This window comes from Saccharopolyspora sp. NPDC050389 (genome assembly GCF_040655595.1).
Lineage (GTDB): Bacteria > Actinomycetota > Actinomycetes > Mycobacteriales > Pseudonocardiaceae > Saccharopolyspora.
On sequence record NZ_JBFAKG010000077.1, the window covers coordinates 1 to 15,336 of the forward strand.

The following is a 15,336-nucleotide window of genomic DNA, read 5'->3' on the forward strand; positions in this document are numbered from 1 at the left end:
GCCCTTGTCTGCGGCTACGACACGCCCTCACACGTGATCATCAGCCACATATCACAACCACACACAACCCCTTCCAAAACAGCCTCTATAGCAGCCCAAAAGACTCACGGCCCCGGGACCAGCGGAAACCGTGCCCCGTCACCGCTTCGCGAGTTCCAGGGCCGCCGTCTCGATGGTGTCTTCGTCGAGCAGGACGTGGTAGGCCGCCGCGCCGAGCGGGATGAAGCTGTCCTCGCTGGTGACGCGGGCGATCGGCCCGGCGAAGCCGCCGTCGACGAGCGCCGTCACCACCGGCTCGGAAACGCCTCCGCTGCGGCGGGTTTCGTCCACCACCAGCACCCGGCCGGTCGCGCGCGCCGCGGCCAGCAGGTCTTCGGCCGGCAGCGGCGCCAGCCAGCGCAGGTCCAGCACCCGCGCCCCGATGCCGCGCTCCTGCAACCGCTTCGCGACCCGCAGGCTCATCGGCACGCCGTTGCCGAAGCTGACCAGCGTCAGGTCCTCGCCGTCGCCGTACTCGCGGGCCCGCCCGATCGGCACGTGGTGCTCACCGGGCGCGGGATACTGCGCCAGCCACTCGCCGTCGCCGGATTCGTGCAGGTCACGCGTGTGGTACAGCGCGATGGGCTCCAGGAACACGCACACCCGGCCGTCCTCGTGCGCGGCGGCGACGCAGGTGCGCAGCATCGCGGCGGCATCGTCGGGCCGTGACGGCGACGCGACCACGACGCCAGGCAGGTCGCGCAGCGCGGCGACGCTGTCGTCGTTGTGGAAGTGCCCGCCGAAACCCTTCTGGTAGCCGTAACCGGCGATGCGCACGACCATCGGATTCCGGTACTGGCCGTTGGAGAAGAAGCTCAGTGTGCTGCCCTCACCGCGCAACTGGTCGGCCGCGTTGTGCACGTACGCGAGGTACTGGATCTCGGGGATCGGCAACAGCCCCACGAGTCCCGCACCGAGCGCGGTGCCCAGGATGCTCTGCTCGTCCAGCAGCGTGTCGAACACCTTGGTGCCACCGAACTTCTTGCGCAGCCCGCGCGTCACCCCGTACACGCCGCCCTTGCGGGCGACGTCCTCGCCGAAGGCCACGACGCTCGGGTCGCGGCCCAGTTCTTCGGCTAGCGACCGGTTGATCGCCTGTGCCAGGGTCAGCGGGCCCTCGGCTTCCGGCACCTGATCGCCGAAGACTTCCGCGCGCCGCGGCGAGATCTCGCCCGCCCGGCGCGCGACGACGTCCGGCCGGTCCTGGCAGATCGACGCCATCACCTCGGCGGCGCTGCCCAGCTTGCGGCGGCCGAGCGCGTCCTCCGCGATGCGCGCGACCTCGGCCCGCTTGTCCTCGTAGCGCGCGAGCACCTCGTCGGGGCGCAGAATCCCGTTTTCCACCAGCGCTTTCGCCGTGCCGAGCAGCGGATCGCGCCGGTAGTCCGCGGTGATCTCGGTGCGCGACCGGTAGCCGGATTCCACGTCCGACCCGGCGTGCCCCATCAACCGCACCGTCCGCAGGTGCAGGAACGCCGGGGCGCGGTGCTCACGAACCCAGTCCGCGGCCTCCCGCGCGACCGCCAGGCACTGCACCGGATCGGCGCCGTCGACCGTGAAGTACCGCAGGCCGGCGCGGTTGCCGTAAGAGGACCCGATCCAGCCCTGCGGGGTGCGCACGCTGATCCCGATGCCGTTGTCCTCGCAGACCAGCAGCAGCGGCATCGGCAGGCCCTGGAAGGCGCAGTGCAGCGCCGAGTTGATCGCGCCGGTCGCGGTCGAGTGGTTCGCCGAGGCATCACCGAAGCTGCACACCACCACCGAATCCGCCGGCCACGCGGTCGGGACGCCCAGCTTGGCCGCGCGTCCCAGGGAGAACGCCAGGCCGACGGCGCGGGGCAGGTGCGAGGCGATGGTCGAGGTCTGCGGGATGACGGACAGCTCGGCGTTGCCGAACACCTTGTGGCGCCCGGCGGAGATCGGTTCGTCGGCCGAGGCGACGATGCCCAGCAGCACGTCGCGCAGCGGATGCTGGCCCGGCACCTGCCGACCGCGGTGGACGTAGAAGCCGCCGGAGCGGTAGTGCAGCAGCGCCGGATCGGTCGGCCGCAGCGCGGCGGCGACCGCGGCGTTGGACTCGTGCCCGGACGAGCCGATGCTGTAGAAGCCCTTGCCCTGCGAACCGAGCTGCCGCGCCTGGAAGTCCAGGTGCCGGCTGCCGGCCTGCGAGTCGAACAACGCCAGCAGCTCCTCGCCCGGCCCGGTCGACGGCCGAGCGGACCAACCGGCCACCGCGGCCCGGAAGAACTCGTCAACGGGCTCGGTCTTGTCGCTCATCGATCCTCCGTGTCCTGAGGGACGCCGCTCGTGAGTGAAGATTCCGGTAAGAACCGGAGTCACCGCTCACGACCTAACTACGCGCTCGGTTCCGCGTGCCAGTCGTTGGCCACCTGGGCGCAGGCCTTGGCCAGGCATTCCAGCGCGATCGGCAGCAGCGGGTTGGTGTTCTGCTTGCGGTACAGGGCCTTCACCCTGCGGTGCGGCTGCCAGCCGGCGATCCGGGAGATGCGCACGTGGTCGTCGGGGATCGCCAGCCCGGGCAGCACCGCGACCCCGAGGTCGCGGGCCACCAGGTCCCGGATCACCGAGTAGTCGTTGCTGCGGAAGGTGATCCGCGGCACGAAGCCGGCCGCGGCGGCCAGCCGCACCAGCGCCCGCGCGCCCGCGGTGTCCTGCCGAGTGCAGATCCAGGCGTCGCCGGCGAGCTCGCGCAGCTCCACCTCCGCGGCGCCGGCCAGCCGGTGCGTCTCGGGCAGCGCCAGCCGCAGCGGCTCGGCCATCAGCTCCTCCACGCACAGCTCGATCGGCCACTGCCGCGGATCGAGGTCGTACTCGAAGACCACCGCCGCGTCCAGGATGCCGTCCAGCACATCGCCGAGCACCTCGTCCGGCTCGCCCTCGTCGAGCTGCACCTCGGCGCTGGGCCGCTCGGCGACCACGGCGGCCAGCACGTCCGGCAGCACCCGCGCGTTGGCGGTGGCGAAGCTGGCCAGCCGCAGGCTGCCTTCCTCGCCGGCGACCATCGCCCGCACCTCGCGCTCCAGCGAGTCGAGCGCGCCGAGCGCGTCGCGGCTGCGGTCGGCGAGCCGGATCGCCAGCGCGGTGCTGCGGGCGCTGCGCGCCGAGCGTTCGAAAAGCGGCGCGCCGACCGCGCGTTCTAACAGCACCATCTGCTGCGACACCGCCGAAGCGGTGTAGCCGAGCACCCGCCCGGCCTCGGCGAACGAGCCGGTGCGGACGCATTCCTGCAGAGTTCTCAGGTGGATCGGGTTGAGCACGCCTGCCCCCTCTCGTCTTCCAAGCCACGCACCTGAGGCCGGCTCGCCCCGGGTGTCGGCAGCCGCAAGTTCCATTGAAATCGAACCTTCGATTTCAATGGAACTTGCGGAGCCGCGCGATGTGGGTTCAAGGCAGCCGTCACACGGCCGCGGTTCTGGGCAATCGGCCGCGCAGCTGCATCGCCGTCCGCACCCGCTGCTTGGCCAGGTCCAGCGCCGCCTGGTGCGGTAGCACGCCGTCGGCCTGCGCGGTGTCCAGCACCAGCACGGTGTTGTTGCGGGTGCGCTCCGCGACCGCCCGCAGGATCGCGGTCGGCTCCGGCCGGAACGCGGAATACCGCGCGTCCATCGCGAAACCGGCCGCGATGGCGCCGCCGGCGTTGGCGATGAAGTCCGGCACCACGGTGATCTCGCGGGCCGCCAGCCGCTGGCGGGCCTCGGGCGTGGTCGGCAGGTTCGCGCCCTCCACGATCAGCCCGGCCCGGATGCCGGCGGCGACGGTTTCGTCGATGACGTCCTGCCCGGCGGCCGGGATCAGCACGTCGCAGTCCACCAGGAGTTCCTCGCCGCGCGGAATCCGCTGCTGCGCCGAGGCCTTCGCCACGCACGTGTCGCCGAACTCGGCGCGGGCGTCCAGCCACCGCGGCACGTCGAGCCCGGCCGGATCGTGCACCGATCCGTCGATCGTGGACAGCGCCACCAGCTGCGCGCCGAGCTCGTGCAGCCGCTTCGCAGCAGCCGCCCCGACGGCACCGAATCCCTGCACCGCCACCCGTGCGCCGGCCACGCTGCGGCCCTGCCGGGCCAGCGCCGCGTCCACGGCCTCGGCGACGCCGTGACCGGTCACGCCCAGCTGGTCGTAGGGCACGCCGCCCAGCGATTCGGGCACCCCGACCGCCGCGCCGCGATCGCCGAGCTCGTCCTGGATGATCGCCGCGTCGTGCTCGGTCATCCCCATGTCCAGCCCGGCGACGTAGCTGGCCGGGATCTGGTCGGCCAGCCGCCGCGCGAAGGCCCGCACGATCCGCTCCTTGTCCGGCGCGTCCGGGTCGGCGAAGATACCGGCCTTCGCGCCGCCGTGGAACAGGTCGACCGCGGCCCACTTCCAGGTCATCACGCGGGCCAGCCGGGCGATCTCGCCGACGGTGACGGTCGGGCTCATCCGGGTGCCGCCCTTGCCGGTGCCGCGGGCGGTGTTGTCGATGACCAGCACGCCCCGCATGCCGGTGCGCGCGTCCGAGACGCACACGACCTTTTCCGGGCCCCACTCGTCGATCTCCTGCAACAGATCACGCACGGTTCGCGCTCCTTCGTCGGCCGCGCCGCGCGCAGCCCGAATCGGGGGATGTGGTCGGTCCAGATAGGACAGTGGGGAAGGTCAGACGCAGTTGTGTTCGGGGCGGACCGCGGCGCCGGCGAAGCGGCGGACGTCGAGGCCGGAGACGTCGACGACCGGCCGGCGGCCGAGCACGAGGTCGCGCATCACCTCGCCGATCGCCGGCCCCTGCAGGAAGCCGTGGCCGGAGAAGCCGGTGGCGTAGAAGAACCGGCTCGGTCCCGCCGCCTCGCCGACCAGCGCGTTGTGGTCGGGCGTCATCTCGTAGAGCCCGGCCCAGCCGTGCGCCACGCCGATGTCGGCCAGTCGCGGCGCGCGCCGCGCCACGGCGTCGGCGAGCCGCCCGAGCCAGCGGTCGTCGGTGTTGAGCCGGAAGCCGTACTCCTCGTCGGGGTCGGACATGCCGATGAGCAGGCCCGGGCCCTCGTCGTGGAAGTAGAAGCTGGTCCCGAAGTCGATGGTGAACGGCAGCCGCGGCGGCAGGCCGGGCACCGGCTCGGTGACCAGGATCTGCCGGCGCAGCGGGCGAACGGGCAGCTCGACGCCGGCGAATTCGCCGACCGCCGCCGACCAGGCGCCCGCCGCGCAGACCACTGTGGACGTTTCGACGGAGCCGAAGTCGGTGTGCACCGCGGTTATCTCGCCGCGGCTGACCTCGATGCCGGTCACCGGGCAGTTCCGCCGCAGCAGGGCGCCGTGGCGACGGGCGCCCTGCGCGTACCCCTGCACCACGGCCTCGGGCGTGCAGTGCCCGTCGGTGGGGGAGAAGGCGGCCGCCCGCAGCCCTTCCGGCACGATGTACGGCGAGAGCTCGCAGGCCTCCCGGACGGTCAGCATCCGGCTGGGCACGCCGAACTCGTTCTGCAGCCGCACACCGCGCTCGAACGCCGCGACGTCGGCGGGATCCGACAGCAGGAACAGGTAACCGGACTGCTTGAGGTCGATCTCGCCGCCGGGCCGCCGCGCGAAGTCCTCGAACGCCCGCAGGCTGCGCTGCCCGAGCTCGATGTTGACCGGGTCGGAGAACTGCGCCCGCACCCCGCCGGCGGCTTTGCTGGTGCTGCCCGCGCCGAGCTCGTCGCGCTCCAGCAGGAGCACGTCCACGCCGGCCTCGGCGAGGTGGAAGGCGGTGCTGACGCCCACCACCCCGCCGCCGATCACGACGACCTCGGCCCGGCCCGGCAACATCACCGGGCACCGCCGAGTTCCGGTGGCAGCCGGAAGTCCAGCTCCGGCTCGACGGTGTCGACGTCCATCTGCGCCTTCTGCAGCTTGCCGGAGAAGTCCCAGTTCAACGACTGCCAGCGGGTGAACTGGTCGAGCACCCAGACGCCGGACTGGCGGCTGCCGTTGCCGGACTTGCCGTTGCCGCCGAAGGGCAGGTGCGCCTCCGCGCCGGAGGTCGAGTTGTTCACGCTGACCATGCCCGCGCCGATGCCCTGCCGGAACCGGAACGCGGTGGCCGGGTTGGTGGTGTAGATCGCCGCGGACAGCCCGTAGCCCGGGGCGTTGCCCAGCTCGATGGCCTCGTCCAGCGTGTCGTAGGTGGTGACGCCGACGATCGGGCCGAAGGTCTCGTTGCGGAACACGTGGTCGTCCGGGCGCAGCCCGTCCAGCAGCACCGGGTGGTAGTACAGCCCGGTCGACGGATCGCCCTGGAAGCCCTTGCGCGGCGCCGAATCGGTGATCCGGCCGACCGACTCCGAACCCAGCACGGTGTGGTGCTCGGCGATGTTGCCCAGGATGCTCTCGAAGTTGTCGGCGAATTTCTGGTCCAGCATCGGGCCGTAGAGCACGTCGCCTGCCGGGTCGCCGATGGTGGCCGCGCGCAGCGACGCGTCCAGCCGCTGGACGAACTCGTCGTGCACGTCGCGGTGCACGATCAGGTTGCCCAGCGAGGTGCAGCGCTGCCCGGCGGTGCCCCACCCGGAGAACAACGCGCCCTCCACGGCCAGGTCGAGCTCCGCGTCCGGGGTGACGATCATCGGGTTCTTGCCGCCCAGCTCCAGGCACGGGCTCTGCAGGTACCGGCCGCACAGCTCGCCGACCCGCGAGCCGACCGCGCTGGAACCGGTGAAGCCGACCTTGTTGACGGTGCCCGCCGCCAGCGCGGACTCCAGGCCCTCGAAGGTTGCCTCGCCATCGGTGTAGACGAGGTTGAGCACGCCCTTGGGCACTCCGGCGCGCCAGGCCAGCTCGGCCAGCGCCCGCGCCGCGCCCGCGGCGTACTCGGCGGGCTTCCACACCACGGCGTTGCCGCACAGCAGCGCGGGCACCATGTACCAGGACGGCACCGCGACCGGGAAGTTGCCCGCGGTGATCACCACCGCGACGCCCACCGGCACGCGGAAGGTGAACAGCTGCTTGTCCGGCATCTCCGAGGGCACCGTCTGCCCGTAGAGCCTGCGGCCCTCGCCGAGGAAGAAGTCGCAGGTGTCGATGATCTCCTGCACCTCGCCGAGCGCCTCGGCGTAGGGCTTGCCTATCTCCCGGGTCACCAGCCGCGCCAGCGACTCCTTGTTCGCCTCGACCAACCGACCCAGCCCGGCCACCACCCGACCGCGCACCGGCGCGGGCACCTGCGCCCACTCGCGCTGCGCCCGCTGCGCCTGCTCGGTCGCGGCCAGCAGCGTCTCGGGTCCGCCGAGTGATACCTCGGCGACGACGTCCTCCAGGTTCGCCGGGTTGCGCGAGAGGTACTCGCCTCCGCCGTCGACCCGGGCGGGGGCGTCCGGACCGATCACGGAGCTCAACGTCGACTGCACCGACATGCACCTCTTCCAGCTCGTTGGGGTACTCGCGCGCAGGTGTGCCGCGGGACACCTCCGCCGTCGGGATCACCGTAAATCCCCGGAGGCGTCTTCGCGGAGAATCAGAAGAGTGATTTCTTCTCCCCCTGAGCGAAAGCGCGACTTCTGCTCGCGATGATCTCCACGCGCCGAGATGTCGATCTCTACCGCTGCGGCCGGAGGTGTGGCAGCGTGCCGCGCATGGACGTGTGGAGCGACGCCGACGTGGCCGCGGCGCTGGACCTGGACACCGCCATCGCCTCGCAGCGGCTGGCGTTCGAATCACTCGGTCGCGGCGAAGCGCAGCTCGCCGAGAAGGTCGCCATCCGAACGGGCACCGACACGACGCTGTGCTACCTCAGCCGCCTGTCGCCGAGGCACGGAGCGGTCAGCAAGCTGGTCGCGGTCCACCCCGGCAACGCCGACCGGGGACTGCCGGCGATCTCGGCGACGGTGCTGGTCCTGGACGCGACCACCGGCCAACCGGTGGCCACCATGCAGGCCACCGCGCTCACCGAGATCCGCACCGCCGCGGGCAGCGCCGTCGCCGCCGACGCACTCGCGGTCCCCGACGCCGACGAACTCGCGATCCTCGGCTCCGGAGTGCAGGCAAGAGCGCACGTCCGCGCGATCGCGCGCGTGCGCGAACTGCGCGAAGTCCGGATCTACAGCCGCGAAGCGGCGCGCCGCGAGGCCGCGGCGGCGGAGCTGGCGGCCGAGCTCGGCATCGCGGTGCGAGCGGTGGCCAGCGCCGAGGAAGCGGTCCGCGAAGCGCCGCTGATCGCGGCCTGCACCCTCAGCGCAGAGCCGGTCGTCCCGACCGCCGCGGTAGCGGCGGGAGCGACGGTGATCAGCGTCGGCAGCTTCGAGCACCACCGGTGCGAGGTGGACGCGGAGCTGATCCGGCGCGCCGGAGCGGTCGTCGTCGACGAAGTCGACACCGCCGCGACGCACGCGGGACCAATCGTGCGCGCCCTGGAGCGCGGCGACATCGAGCGCGCGCAGCTGCGAGCGCTCGGCGCGGTGCTGCTGGGCGAAGCCCCGGGGCGCGTCAGCGCGGAGGAGGTGGTGTTCTACAACAGCGTGGGCCTGGGCGTGCAGGACGCCGCCGCGGCCCACGCCGTGCTCGGCTCCCTCTGAAGCGAAACCCCGGCCCGTCGCGGGGAAAGGCGAAGAGCTGCTTGTGGTCAGGGGAAGGCATCCGCGTGCTTCGCCGTCTTTCCCGGATGATCCCCATCGACGAACATCCCCGCATCGCGTGATCGCCAACCGGCGTTGCCAGCGGGGAGGTACTCGGTGCGAGATGAGACAGCCGCGACCGGTGGGTCGTTGTTCGGGACCGGGCCGAACGGGATTTTCCGCCGCACGGTGCCGAAACCCGAGGCGCAGGGCGACCGGCGGATGCTTCGCGTGCTCGGGTTGCCGCAGCTGACCATGATCGGCGTCGGCGCCATCATCGGCGCCGGGATCTTCAGCCTCGCCGGGGCCGTCGCCCGCGACGTCGCCGGTCCCGCCGTGCTGGTGTCGTTCCTGATCGCCGGCGCCGCTTCGCTGTGCGCCGCCTTCGCCTACGCCGAGTTCGCCGGGATGGTGCCGCGCGCCGGATCGTCCTACACCTACGCCGCCGCCGTGCTCGGCGAGGTCGTCGGTTGGATCATCGGCTGGGACCTGCTGCTGGAGTACACCGCGATCGTCGCGACCGTCTCCATCGGCATGTCCGGCTACGCCGGGTTCCTGCTGGACGCCATCGGCGTCGACCTGCCCGCCTGGATGCTCGGCGCGCCCGGCACCGGCGAGGGGCACCGGGTGGACCTGATCGCGATGCTGATCTGCCTCGGCGTGGCCTGGCTGCTCAACCGCGGCACGAAGACCTCGGCGAAGGTCGACGTGGCGCTCACCGTCGTGAAGATCGCCGTGGTGCTGCTCGTCGTGGTCGTCGGACTGTCCCAAGTGGACTTCGGGAACCTGACGCCGTTCGCGCCCTTCGGCTGGGGCGGCGCGGTCACCGGGGCGGCCACGGTGTTCTTCGCGGTGTTCGGCTACGACGCGCTGTCCACCGCCGCCGAGGAATCCGTCGAGGCCCGCAAGCTGATGCCGAAGGCGATGGTCTGGTCGCTGGCCATCTCGATGGTGCTCTACGTCGGCGCCTGCATCGTGCTGACCGGCATGGTGCCCTACCACGAGGTCAACCCGGACAGCGGTTTCTCCAGCGCGTTCGCCAGCGTCGGCATGTCGGGCGTCGCGACCGTGATCGCGGTCGGCGCGATCCTCGGCATCGTCACGGTGAGCTTCTCGTTCATGATGGGCGCCTCCCGGCTGTGGTATGCGCTCAGCCGCGACGGCCTGATGCCGAAGTGGTTCGGCGAACTGCACCCGGTCCGCCGGGTGCCGCACCGCGCGACGTGGATCCTCGGCATCGTCGCGGCAGTGCTGGCCGGCCTGCTGCCGGTGCAGGAGGCCGCCGAGCTGACCAACATCGGCGTGCTGTTCGCGTTCGTCCTGGTCTGCGCCGCGGTCGTGGTGCTGCGCTACCGCAGGCCCGACCTGCCCCGCAGCTTCCGCTGCCCGGGCATGCCGGTGGTGCCGGTCCTCGGCGTGCTGTTCTCCGCCTGGCTGATGTCGTTCCTGGCCGGGGAGACCTGGCTGCGCTTCGCCGGCTGGCTGGTCGTCGGCCTGCTCGTCTACGGCCTCTACAGCTACCGCAACACGCGGCGGGTGATGCCTGGCGGTTCGGTCGACCTGAGCGCGCTGGACGAGGGGCAGCAGTGATGACGGCACCGGTCGCGACCTGGAAACCACGCGCCGCCGCAGCCGTTTTCGGCGCCGCGATCGCCGCCGGCGCGGCGATCCTCGCCACCGGCGGCGCGGGCACCTTGTGGGGCCTGACGCCGATCGTGGTGTACGCGATCCTCGTCCTGCTCGACGTCGACGTCGTGCTCGCCACCCTCGCCGCGCTTGTCGTCGCAGCACTGGAAACCGGCACCGCGCCGCTGGAGCTGGGCAAGCTGATGAGCGAGTCTCTGGGCTCGTTCATCGCGGTGGTGGGCATGATCATCCTGCTCGGCGGCGGCCTCGGCCGGGTCGTCACCGAGACCGGCGCGGCCGGCACGATGGTCCGGATGGTGTTGCACGGCATCGGAATCAGCACCCCGCTGCGGTTCCGGATCGGCGTGATGCTGTCGGCGACGCTGCTGGGCGCGGCGCTGGGCACGCTGTCGGGTGCGAGCGCCCTGCTGGTGCCGATCGTGCTACCGATCGCAGCCGCGATGCGGCTGACCCCGCCGTCGATGGCCGCGATGTTCCACGCCGGAACCGCGGCAGGCCTGGTCACGGGACCGTTCACGCCACCGGTGGTCACGATCATGGGCACCGCGCAGATCGGCTACGGCGAATACCTGCTCAGCGCCGGGATCCCGATGGCCGCCACCGTCTGGCTCACCGGGCTGGGCATGTCGCACTGGATCCAGCGGCGCACCGAGGGCAGCGAGTCCTATTCCGATGACGTGACCGAGGACGCCGAGCACGACCCGGCGAGCGCCAGGCGGGCGACCATCGGTTTCCTCGGCAGCATGGTGGTCCTGGTGGCGCTGGGCATCGTGTTCCAGGCGAGCTACACGTACGTGCTGATCGTGATGCCCGCCAGCGCCGCGGTCACCGCGCTGTGCGGCCGCATGTCGCCGACGGCGGCGCTGCACGCGATGTACCGGGGCGCGCAGCCGCTGCTGTGGCTGTTCCTGCTGTTCTGGCTGCTCAACCCGATGCTGGAGCTGCTGGAGAAGTCGGGCGCCTACGACGCGATGCAGCGGCTGATGGCGCCGACGCTGGGCGATGTCGGGCCGTGGCTGTTCTGCATGATCGTGCTGGTCGTCGGCTGGCTCGGGGTCTCCGGCGCGGCGGTCGCGCAGGTGGTGCTGCTGCAGAAGCTGTTCGGCCCGGCGCTGGCCGGGCTGGGCATTCCGCCCGGCGCGTGGGCCGCGGTGCTGCTGGGCTCCTCGCAGATCGACTGGTTCGGGCCGTTCCCGGGGCCGGACATGATCGGGCAGATGGGGCTGGCGCGCTCCCGGAACCTGCGGATGATGATGTTCAACGGGTGGGCCATCATGGTCGCCAACCTGGCCCTGTTCGCGGTCCTGTTCCTCGTCCTGATCTGACCCGGGCACGTCCGCCAGGCCCGAGACATCAGATGGGGAGGCGCGTGGTGGGGTTTGCGGAGCGGTTGCGGGCCGAGTCGGAGTTCGACGGGTTGCCCGGGCGGATCGGGTTCGCCGCCTGGGACCTGGACGAGCGGGAGCCCGTGCTGGTCGACGCCGAACGGGTCGTGCACGCCGCCAGCACGATCAAGGTGCTGATCATGATCGCCGCGCTGCGCGCCGCGCAGGAGGGGCGGCTCGGGCTGGATGCCGAGGTCGAGTTGCCGGCCGAGCGGGCCGGCGGGTTCGGGGTGCTGCGGGAACTTCCCAGCGTGACTCGGATTTCGCTGCGCGATCTGATCACGCTGATGATCGTGATCAGCGACAACGCCGCCACGAACGCGGTGATCGACGCGGTCGGATTCGAGGCGATCCGGGACTGCGCAGCCGACCTGGGCTGCACGGCGACCCGCGTCCAGCGGCGGCTGATGGACATCAACGCCCCGGGCCGCAACGAGACCACGGCGCTGGACCAGGCGCGCGTGCTCGCCGCGCTGGCCAGTGGAGCGGCTCTGCCGCCGGAACTGACCGAGCACGCGCTCGACGTCCTGTCCAGGCAGCAGGTCAGGGACCGGCTGCCCGCGCTGCTGCCGGAGGACGCGAGGTGCTGGAACAAGACCGGCGAGCTGCTCGGGCTGCGCCACGACGTGGGGCTGATCGGCGGTGACCGGCCGCGCGCGGTGGTGGCGGTGCTGGTCGACGAGCTCACCGACGAACGCTCCGCCGCGAGCTACCGCGGCGGGCCGGCCTGCGACGCGATCGCGAACCTGGGGCAGGCCGTGCACCGCGCTCTCGGTTGAGCGCGGCCGACCCGGAGCGGCGGAACGGCTGGTCCTGCGACGAGATCTTCGCAGATGCCGCTCGTCAGCGACTCCAGCCGGCCGGGTCGGTAACCGGGCGGGCGTCGGTTGGCGGGGGTTCGACCGGTCGCCCCTCGTACTGGGTGGACAGCACGACGTACGAGTGCATCTCGCCGTGCTCGCCGAGCCGCTCGAACAGGCCCTCCAAGTGCCGCATCGACGTCACCCGGACCTTGAGCATGCTGCACGAGCTGCCGCTGAGCTTGTGCACCTCGACCACTTCGGGAAGGTCGGCCGCGGTGGTGGTCTTCAACAGGCAGCGGCCGAGCTGGCAGCGCATCTGCACGAACGCGGTCAGCGGCAGGCCCGCCTTCGCCGGGTCCACCCGTGCCTGGTAGCCGGTGATCACCCCGGCTTCCTCCAGCCTGCGCACCCGTTCGGCCACTGCGGGTGATGACAGGTTGACCCGGCGGCCCAGCTGGTTGTACGACAGCCGACCGTTCTCCTGGAGTTCGGCGAGGATGCGCCAGTCGGTCTGATCGAGCGGCTTCTCCATTCGGAAAGTATCAGGGCATCGTCGCGTTGCGATCAACAACCGAACGGCGTCAATCATCGCTGTTCGAACATTCAAGTCGCCGAACCGGTTTTCTACTGTGATGACCATGCTTCGAGCCGGGACGATCGATCGGCGGCGACGCGCGACCCGAGCGCTGTGCGCGGGCACCGTGGTGATGAACGCGGCGATGGGCATTGCGAGCGCGGTGAGCACGATCGTCGCCGGAGTTCAGCTGGGCACGGCGTGGGCCGCGGTGCCCAACACCGCCGGTGTCATCGGCACCGGCCTGGGCGCGTTGCTGCTCAGCCGTGGGATGAACCGGTGGGGCCGGCGGGCCGGGCTGCTGCTCGGTTACGGCTTTGCCACCGCGGGTGGTTTGGCCGCCACCCTGGCCGCGATCCATCAGGACGCGGTCGGACTGTGCGTGGGATTGCTGCTGCTCGGTATTGGCAACGCCGGCGCGCAGTTGTCCCGGTACGCGGCCGCGGAGATGTACCCGTCGCACCGGCGAGGGCAGGCGATCGGCGTGGTCGTCTGGGCGGCCACCCTCGGCGCCGTGGGCGGGCCGCTGCTGATCGCGCCCACTGCGGCGCTTGGCGGGCTGCTCGGCTGGCCCGGGCCAGCCTGCGCCTTCCTCGCCGCTGCGACCTGTTGTGCGGCGGGTGTGGGCGCTGGGTTCGGCGCGCCTGCCGGAGCGGGCGCGCGGGGCGGGGTGCCGGGAGTGCGGCCCGGGCGTCTGCTGCGGGTGCCCGCGGCCCGCAGTGCGCTGCTGGTGATGGCGAGCGCGCAGGTGGTGATGGTCGGGATCATGACGGCGGCGCCGCTTGACATGCACCACCACGGTGCGGGGTTGGGCGTGGTCGGTGCGGTGTTGTCAGCGCACACGCTCGGCATGTTCGTGCTCTCCCCGGTCACCGGGCGATTGGTGGACCGGTTCGGCACCCGGCCGGTGATGGCGTCCGGCCTGGCCACGCTCGTCCTGTCCAGTGCGGTCGCCGCGTTCGGCGAGGGCGATCCGCTGCGCATGGCGGCGCTGTTCCTGCTGGGCTACGGGTGGAACCTGTGCTTTGTTGGTGGCAGCGGACAGATCACCCGGCAGTTGCCGGCAGCGGACCGGATGCAGATCGAGGGCGCCGTGGACGCGGCGGTGTGGGGCGCGGCCGCGGCCGCAAGCCTCGCCTCCACGGCGATCCTCGCGGCAGGTGGATTCGCGGCGCTGGGGGTGGTGGGTGGAGTGCTGGCCCTGCTGCCGTTAGTGCTGCTGGTACGGCGGAGATGATCGGTGAAGCGGCCGCATCCCGAGCATCGACGAGCCGGTTGGCGATGCCGCCGGCATCGCGACTGGTCGGGCGTCGCGAACCCTCGAAAAGGTGACGAACAAACGTTCTAAAACCAGTGCTGAAGTGATAGAATGATGTTGTCGGGCAGGGGGATTGGGCGCATTTGGACCACTGTGGACCGTCGCTTTCGGGGCGGATCGCAGTGGGCTGGATGCTGCCCTCGACCGCGGGAAGGGGCACTCGTGGACGGTGTGCAGATCAGTCTCGGTTCGTTCCTCGACTACATGCGCAGCACGCCGCGTGGTTGCGCGGGCATCGTGCGGGACCAGCGGGAGATCTACCTCGATGAGACGAGCATGGCCTGGGCGTTCTACGGGCCGTTCAGGCTGGCGCTGCGGCGGGCGGTGACCTCGCCGGACGCGGCGGAGATCGTCGCGGCGGCGGTGCGGCAGGCGCGGCCGGTGCAACAGCCCCACTTCCAGGAGCTGCATGCGGGATTCGAGCGGTGGTGGGGGAGGGCCAAGGTCGTCGGCGTGCCGATGACCTCCGCGCGGTGGAACATCGGCGGCCTCGCGATCACCATCTCGGACCGCAGCTCGCTGGCGCTGCAGCACCGGGACGGCCGCACCGAGGTCGTGCTGCCGTACCTGAAGGGGCCCGAGCTCGGTACGGATTCCGCGAGCCTGGCGCTGCGGCTCCTGGAACGCGCGATGCCGGCCCTGCGGCCAGGTGCGACGCCGATGGTGCTCGACGTGCGCCGCGGAAAGCCGTTGCGGCTGCGCAAGAACGCGAACCGGGTGGAGCTGGACGCGTTGCTGGCGGCCGAGGCGGCCAAGTACCTCGCGCACTGGACCGCGGTGGTGGGAGCGCCGACTGCCTCGACCGCGTCGAGTGACGTGGCGTTCCGGCCGAGGCTGGTGCCGGAGATCCCGCTCCCACGAGTGGGCGGCATCTAGCGCCGCGTCGCGGGGTTGGCGATTTCGCCACACCTGCCCGCCGCGCAGGTGCGCGCCCTCCTGCCGTCCAGCGAGCGGTTCGTGCTGCGCACCGACCGGGGCCCGCGGAACC

Annotated in this window: 12 protein-coding genes and 1 pseudogene; 7 read left to right on the forward strand and 6 right to left on the reverse strand. The window is 71.5% G+C overall.

Annotated features, from left to right (window positions below; translation table 11 throughout):
- Positions 1-138: 138 nt before the first annotated feature.
- From AB0I53_RS36425 to AB0I53_RS36445, 5 genes are all read right to left on the reverse strand, one after another.
- Positions 139-2,316 (reverse strand): thiamine pyrophosphate-dependent enzyme, encoded by a 2,178-nt coding sequence (locus AB0I53_RS36425; RefSeq protein WP_358613312.1) that lies wholly within the window; start codon positions 2,314-2,316, stop codon positions 139-141.
- A gap of 77 nt (positions 2,317-2,393) precedes the next feature.
- On the reverse strand, positions 2,394-3,317 hold the full coding sequence (locus AB0I53_RS36430) for a LysR substrate-binding domain-containing protein (protein WP_358613314.1): 924 nt from the start codon (positions 3,315-3,317) through the stop codon (positions 2,394-2,396).
- 139 nt (positions 3,318-3,456) lie between these two features.
- The gene (locus tag AB0I53_RS36435) at positions 3,457-4,614 is read right to left on the reverse strand and encodes a Glu/Leu/Phe/Val dehydrogenase dimerization domain-containing protein (RefSeq protein WP_358613316.1); all 1,158 of its coding nucleotides are present in this window, start codon (positions 4,612-4,614) and stop codon (positions 3,457-3,459) included.
- 81 nt (positions 4,615-4,695) lie between these two features.
- Positions 4,696-5,841, reverse strand: a complete 1,146-nt coding sequence (locus AB0I53_RS36440; RefSeq protein ID WP_358613317.1) for an FAD-binding oxidoreductase — start codon at positions 5,839-5,841, stop codon at positions 4,696-4,698.
- On the reverse strand, positions 5,841-7,424 hold the full coding sequence (locus AB0I53_RS36445) for an aldehyde dehydrogenase family protein (RefSeq protein WP_358613319.1): 1,584 nt from the start codon (positions 7,422-7,424) through the stop codon (positions 5,841-5,843). The genes AB0I53_RS36440 and AB0I53_RS36445 overlap by 1 nt, the downstream gene beginning before the upstream one ends.
- A 219-nt stretch (positions 7,425-7,643) precedes the next feature.
- On the opposite strand from AB0I53_RS36445, the gene AB0I53_RS36450 reads away from it, so the two are divergent.
- The 4 genes from AB0I53_RS36450 (at position 7,644) to AB0I53_RS36465 (ending at position 12,432) form a co-directional block, all read left to right on the forward strand.
- A complete protein-coding gene (locus AB0I53_RS36450; protein ID WP_358613375.1) occupies positions 7,644-8,582 on the forward strand; it encodes an ornithine cyclodeaminase family protein in 939 nt (312 codons plus the stop codon).
- A gap of 213 nt (positions 8,583-8,795) precedes the next feature.
- Positions 8,796-10,211 carry an amino acid permease gene (locus AB0I53_RS36455; RefSeq protein WP_358613376.1) on the forward strand — a complete coding sequence of 472 codons (1,416 nt, stop codon included), beginning with the start codon at positions 8,796-8,798 and terminating at the stop codon, positions 10,209-10,211.
- The gene (locus AB0I53_RS36460) at positions 10,211-11,593 is read left to right on the forward strand and encodes a hypothetical protein (protein WP_358613320.1); all 1,383 of its coding nucleotides are present in this window, start codon (positions 10,211-10,213) and stop codon (positions 11,591-11,593) included. Before AB0I53_RS36455 ends, AB0I53_RS36460 begins: the two co-directional genes overlap by 1 nt.
- 44 nt (positions 11,594-11,637) lie before the next feature.
- Entirely contained in the window at positions 11,638-12,432 is a 795-nt protein-coding gene (locus AB0I53_RS36465) for a serine hydrolase (RefSeq protein WP_358613322.1), read from the forward strand.
- 64 nt (positions 12,433-12,496) lie between these two features.
- On the opposite strand, the gene AB0I53_RS36470 is transcribed toward AB0I53_RS36465, so the two are convergent.
- Positions 12,497-12,988 carry an Lrp/AsnC family transcriptional regulator gene (locus AB0I53_RS36470; RefSeq protein WP_132486738.1) on the reverse strand — a complete coding sequence of 164 codons (492 nt, stop codon included), beginning with the start codon at positions 12,986-12,988 and terminating at the stop codon, positions 12,497-12,499.
- Positions 12,989-13,088: 100 nt separating this feature from the next.
- Between AB0I53_RS36470 and AB0I53_RS36475 the strand changes: the two genes are divergently transcribed.
- From AB0I53_RS36475 to AB0I53_RS36485, 3 genes and pseudogenes are all read left to right on the forward strand, one after another.
- Positions 13,089-14,267, forward strand: a complete 1,179-nt coding sequence (locus tag AB0I53_RS36475) for an MFS transporter (RefSeq protein ID WP_358613323.1) — start codon at positions 13,089-13,091, stop codon at positions 14,265-14,267.
- A gap of 243 nt (positions 14,268-14,510) precedes the next feature.
- Positions 14,511-15,224, forward strand: a complete 714-nt coding sequence (locus AB0I53_RS36480) for a hypothetical protein (protein ID WP_358613324.1) — start codon at positions 14,511-14,513, stop codon at positions 15,222-15,224.
- Between the two features lie 9 nt (positions 15,225-15,233).
- Positions 15,234-15,336, forward strand: a pseudogene (locus tag AB0I53_RS36485) (IclR family transcriptional regulator); the annotation flags it as partial.

Excerpts from the sequence above, each read along its gene's own strand:
- AB0I53_RS36475 (WP_358613323.1), top strand. The coding sequence starts at position 13,089 with ATGACCATGCTTCGAGCCGGGACGATCGATCGGCGGCGACGCGCGACC.
- AB0I53_RS36440 (WP_358613317.1), bottom strand. The coding sequence starts at position 5,841 with ATGTTGCCGGGCCGGGCCGAGGTCGTCGTGATCGGCGGCGGGGTGGTG.
- AB0I53_RS36445 (WP_358613319.1), bottom strand. The coding sequence starts at position 7,424 with ATGTCGGTGCAGTCGACGTTGAGCTCCGTGATCGGTCCGGACGCCCCC.
- AB0I53_RS36460 (WP_358613320.1), top strand. The coding sequence starts at position 10,211 with ATGACGGCACCGGTCGCGACCTGGAAACCACGCGCCGCCGCAGCCGTT.
- AB0I53_RS36425 (WP_358613312.1), bottom strand. The coding sequence starts at position 2,316 with ATGAGCGACAAGACCGAGCCCGTTGACGAGTTCTTCCGGGCCGCGGTG.
- AB0I53_RS36470 (WP_132486738.1), bottom strand. The coding sequence starts at position 12,988 with ATGGAGAAGCCGCTCGATCAGACCGACTGGCGCATCCTCGCCGAACTC.
- AB0I53_RS36450 (WP_358613375.1), top strand. The coding sequence starts at position 7,644 with ATGGACGTGTGGAGCGACGCCGACGTGGCCGCGGCGCTGGACCTGGAC.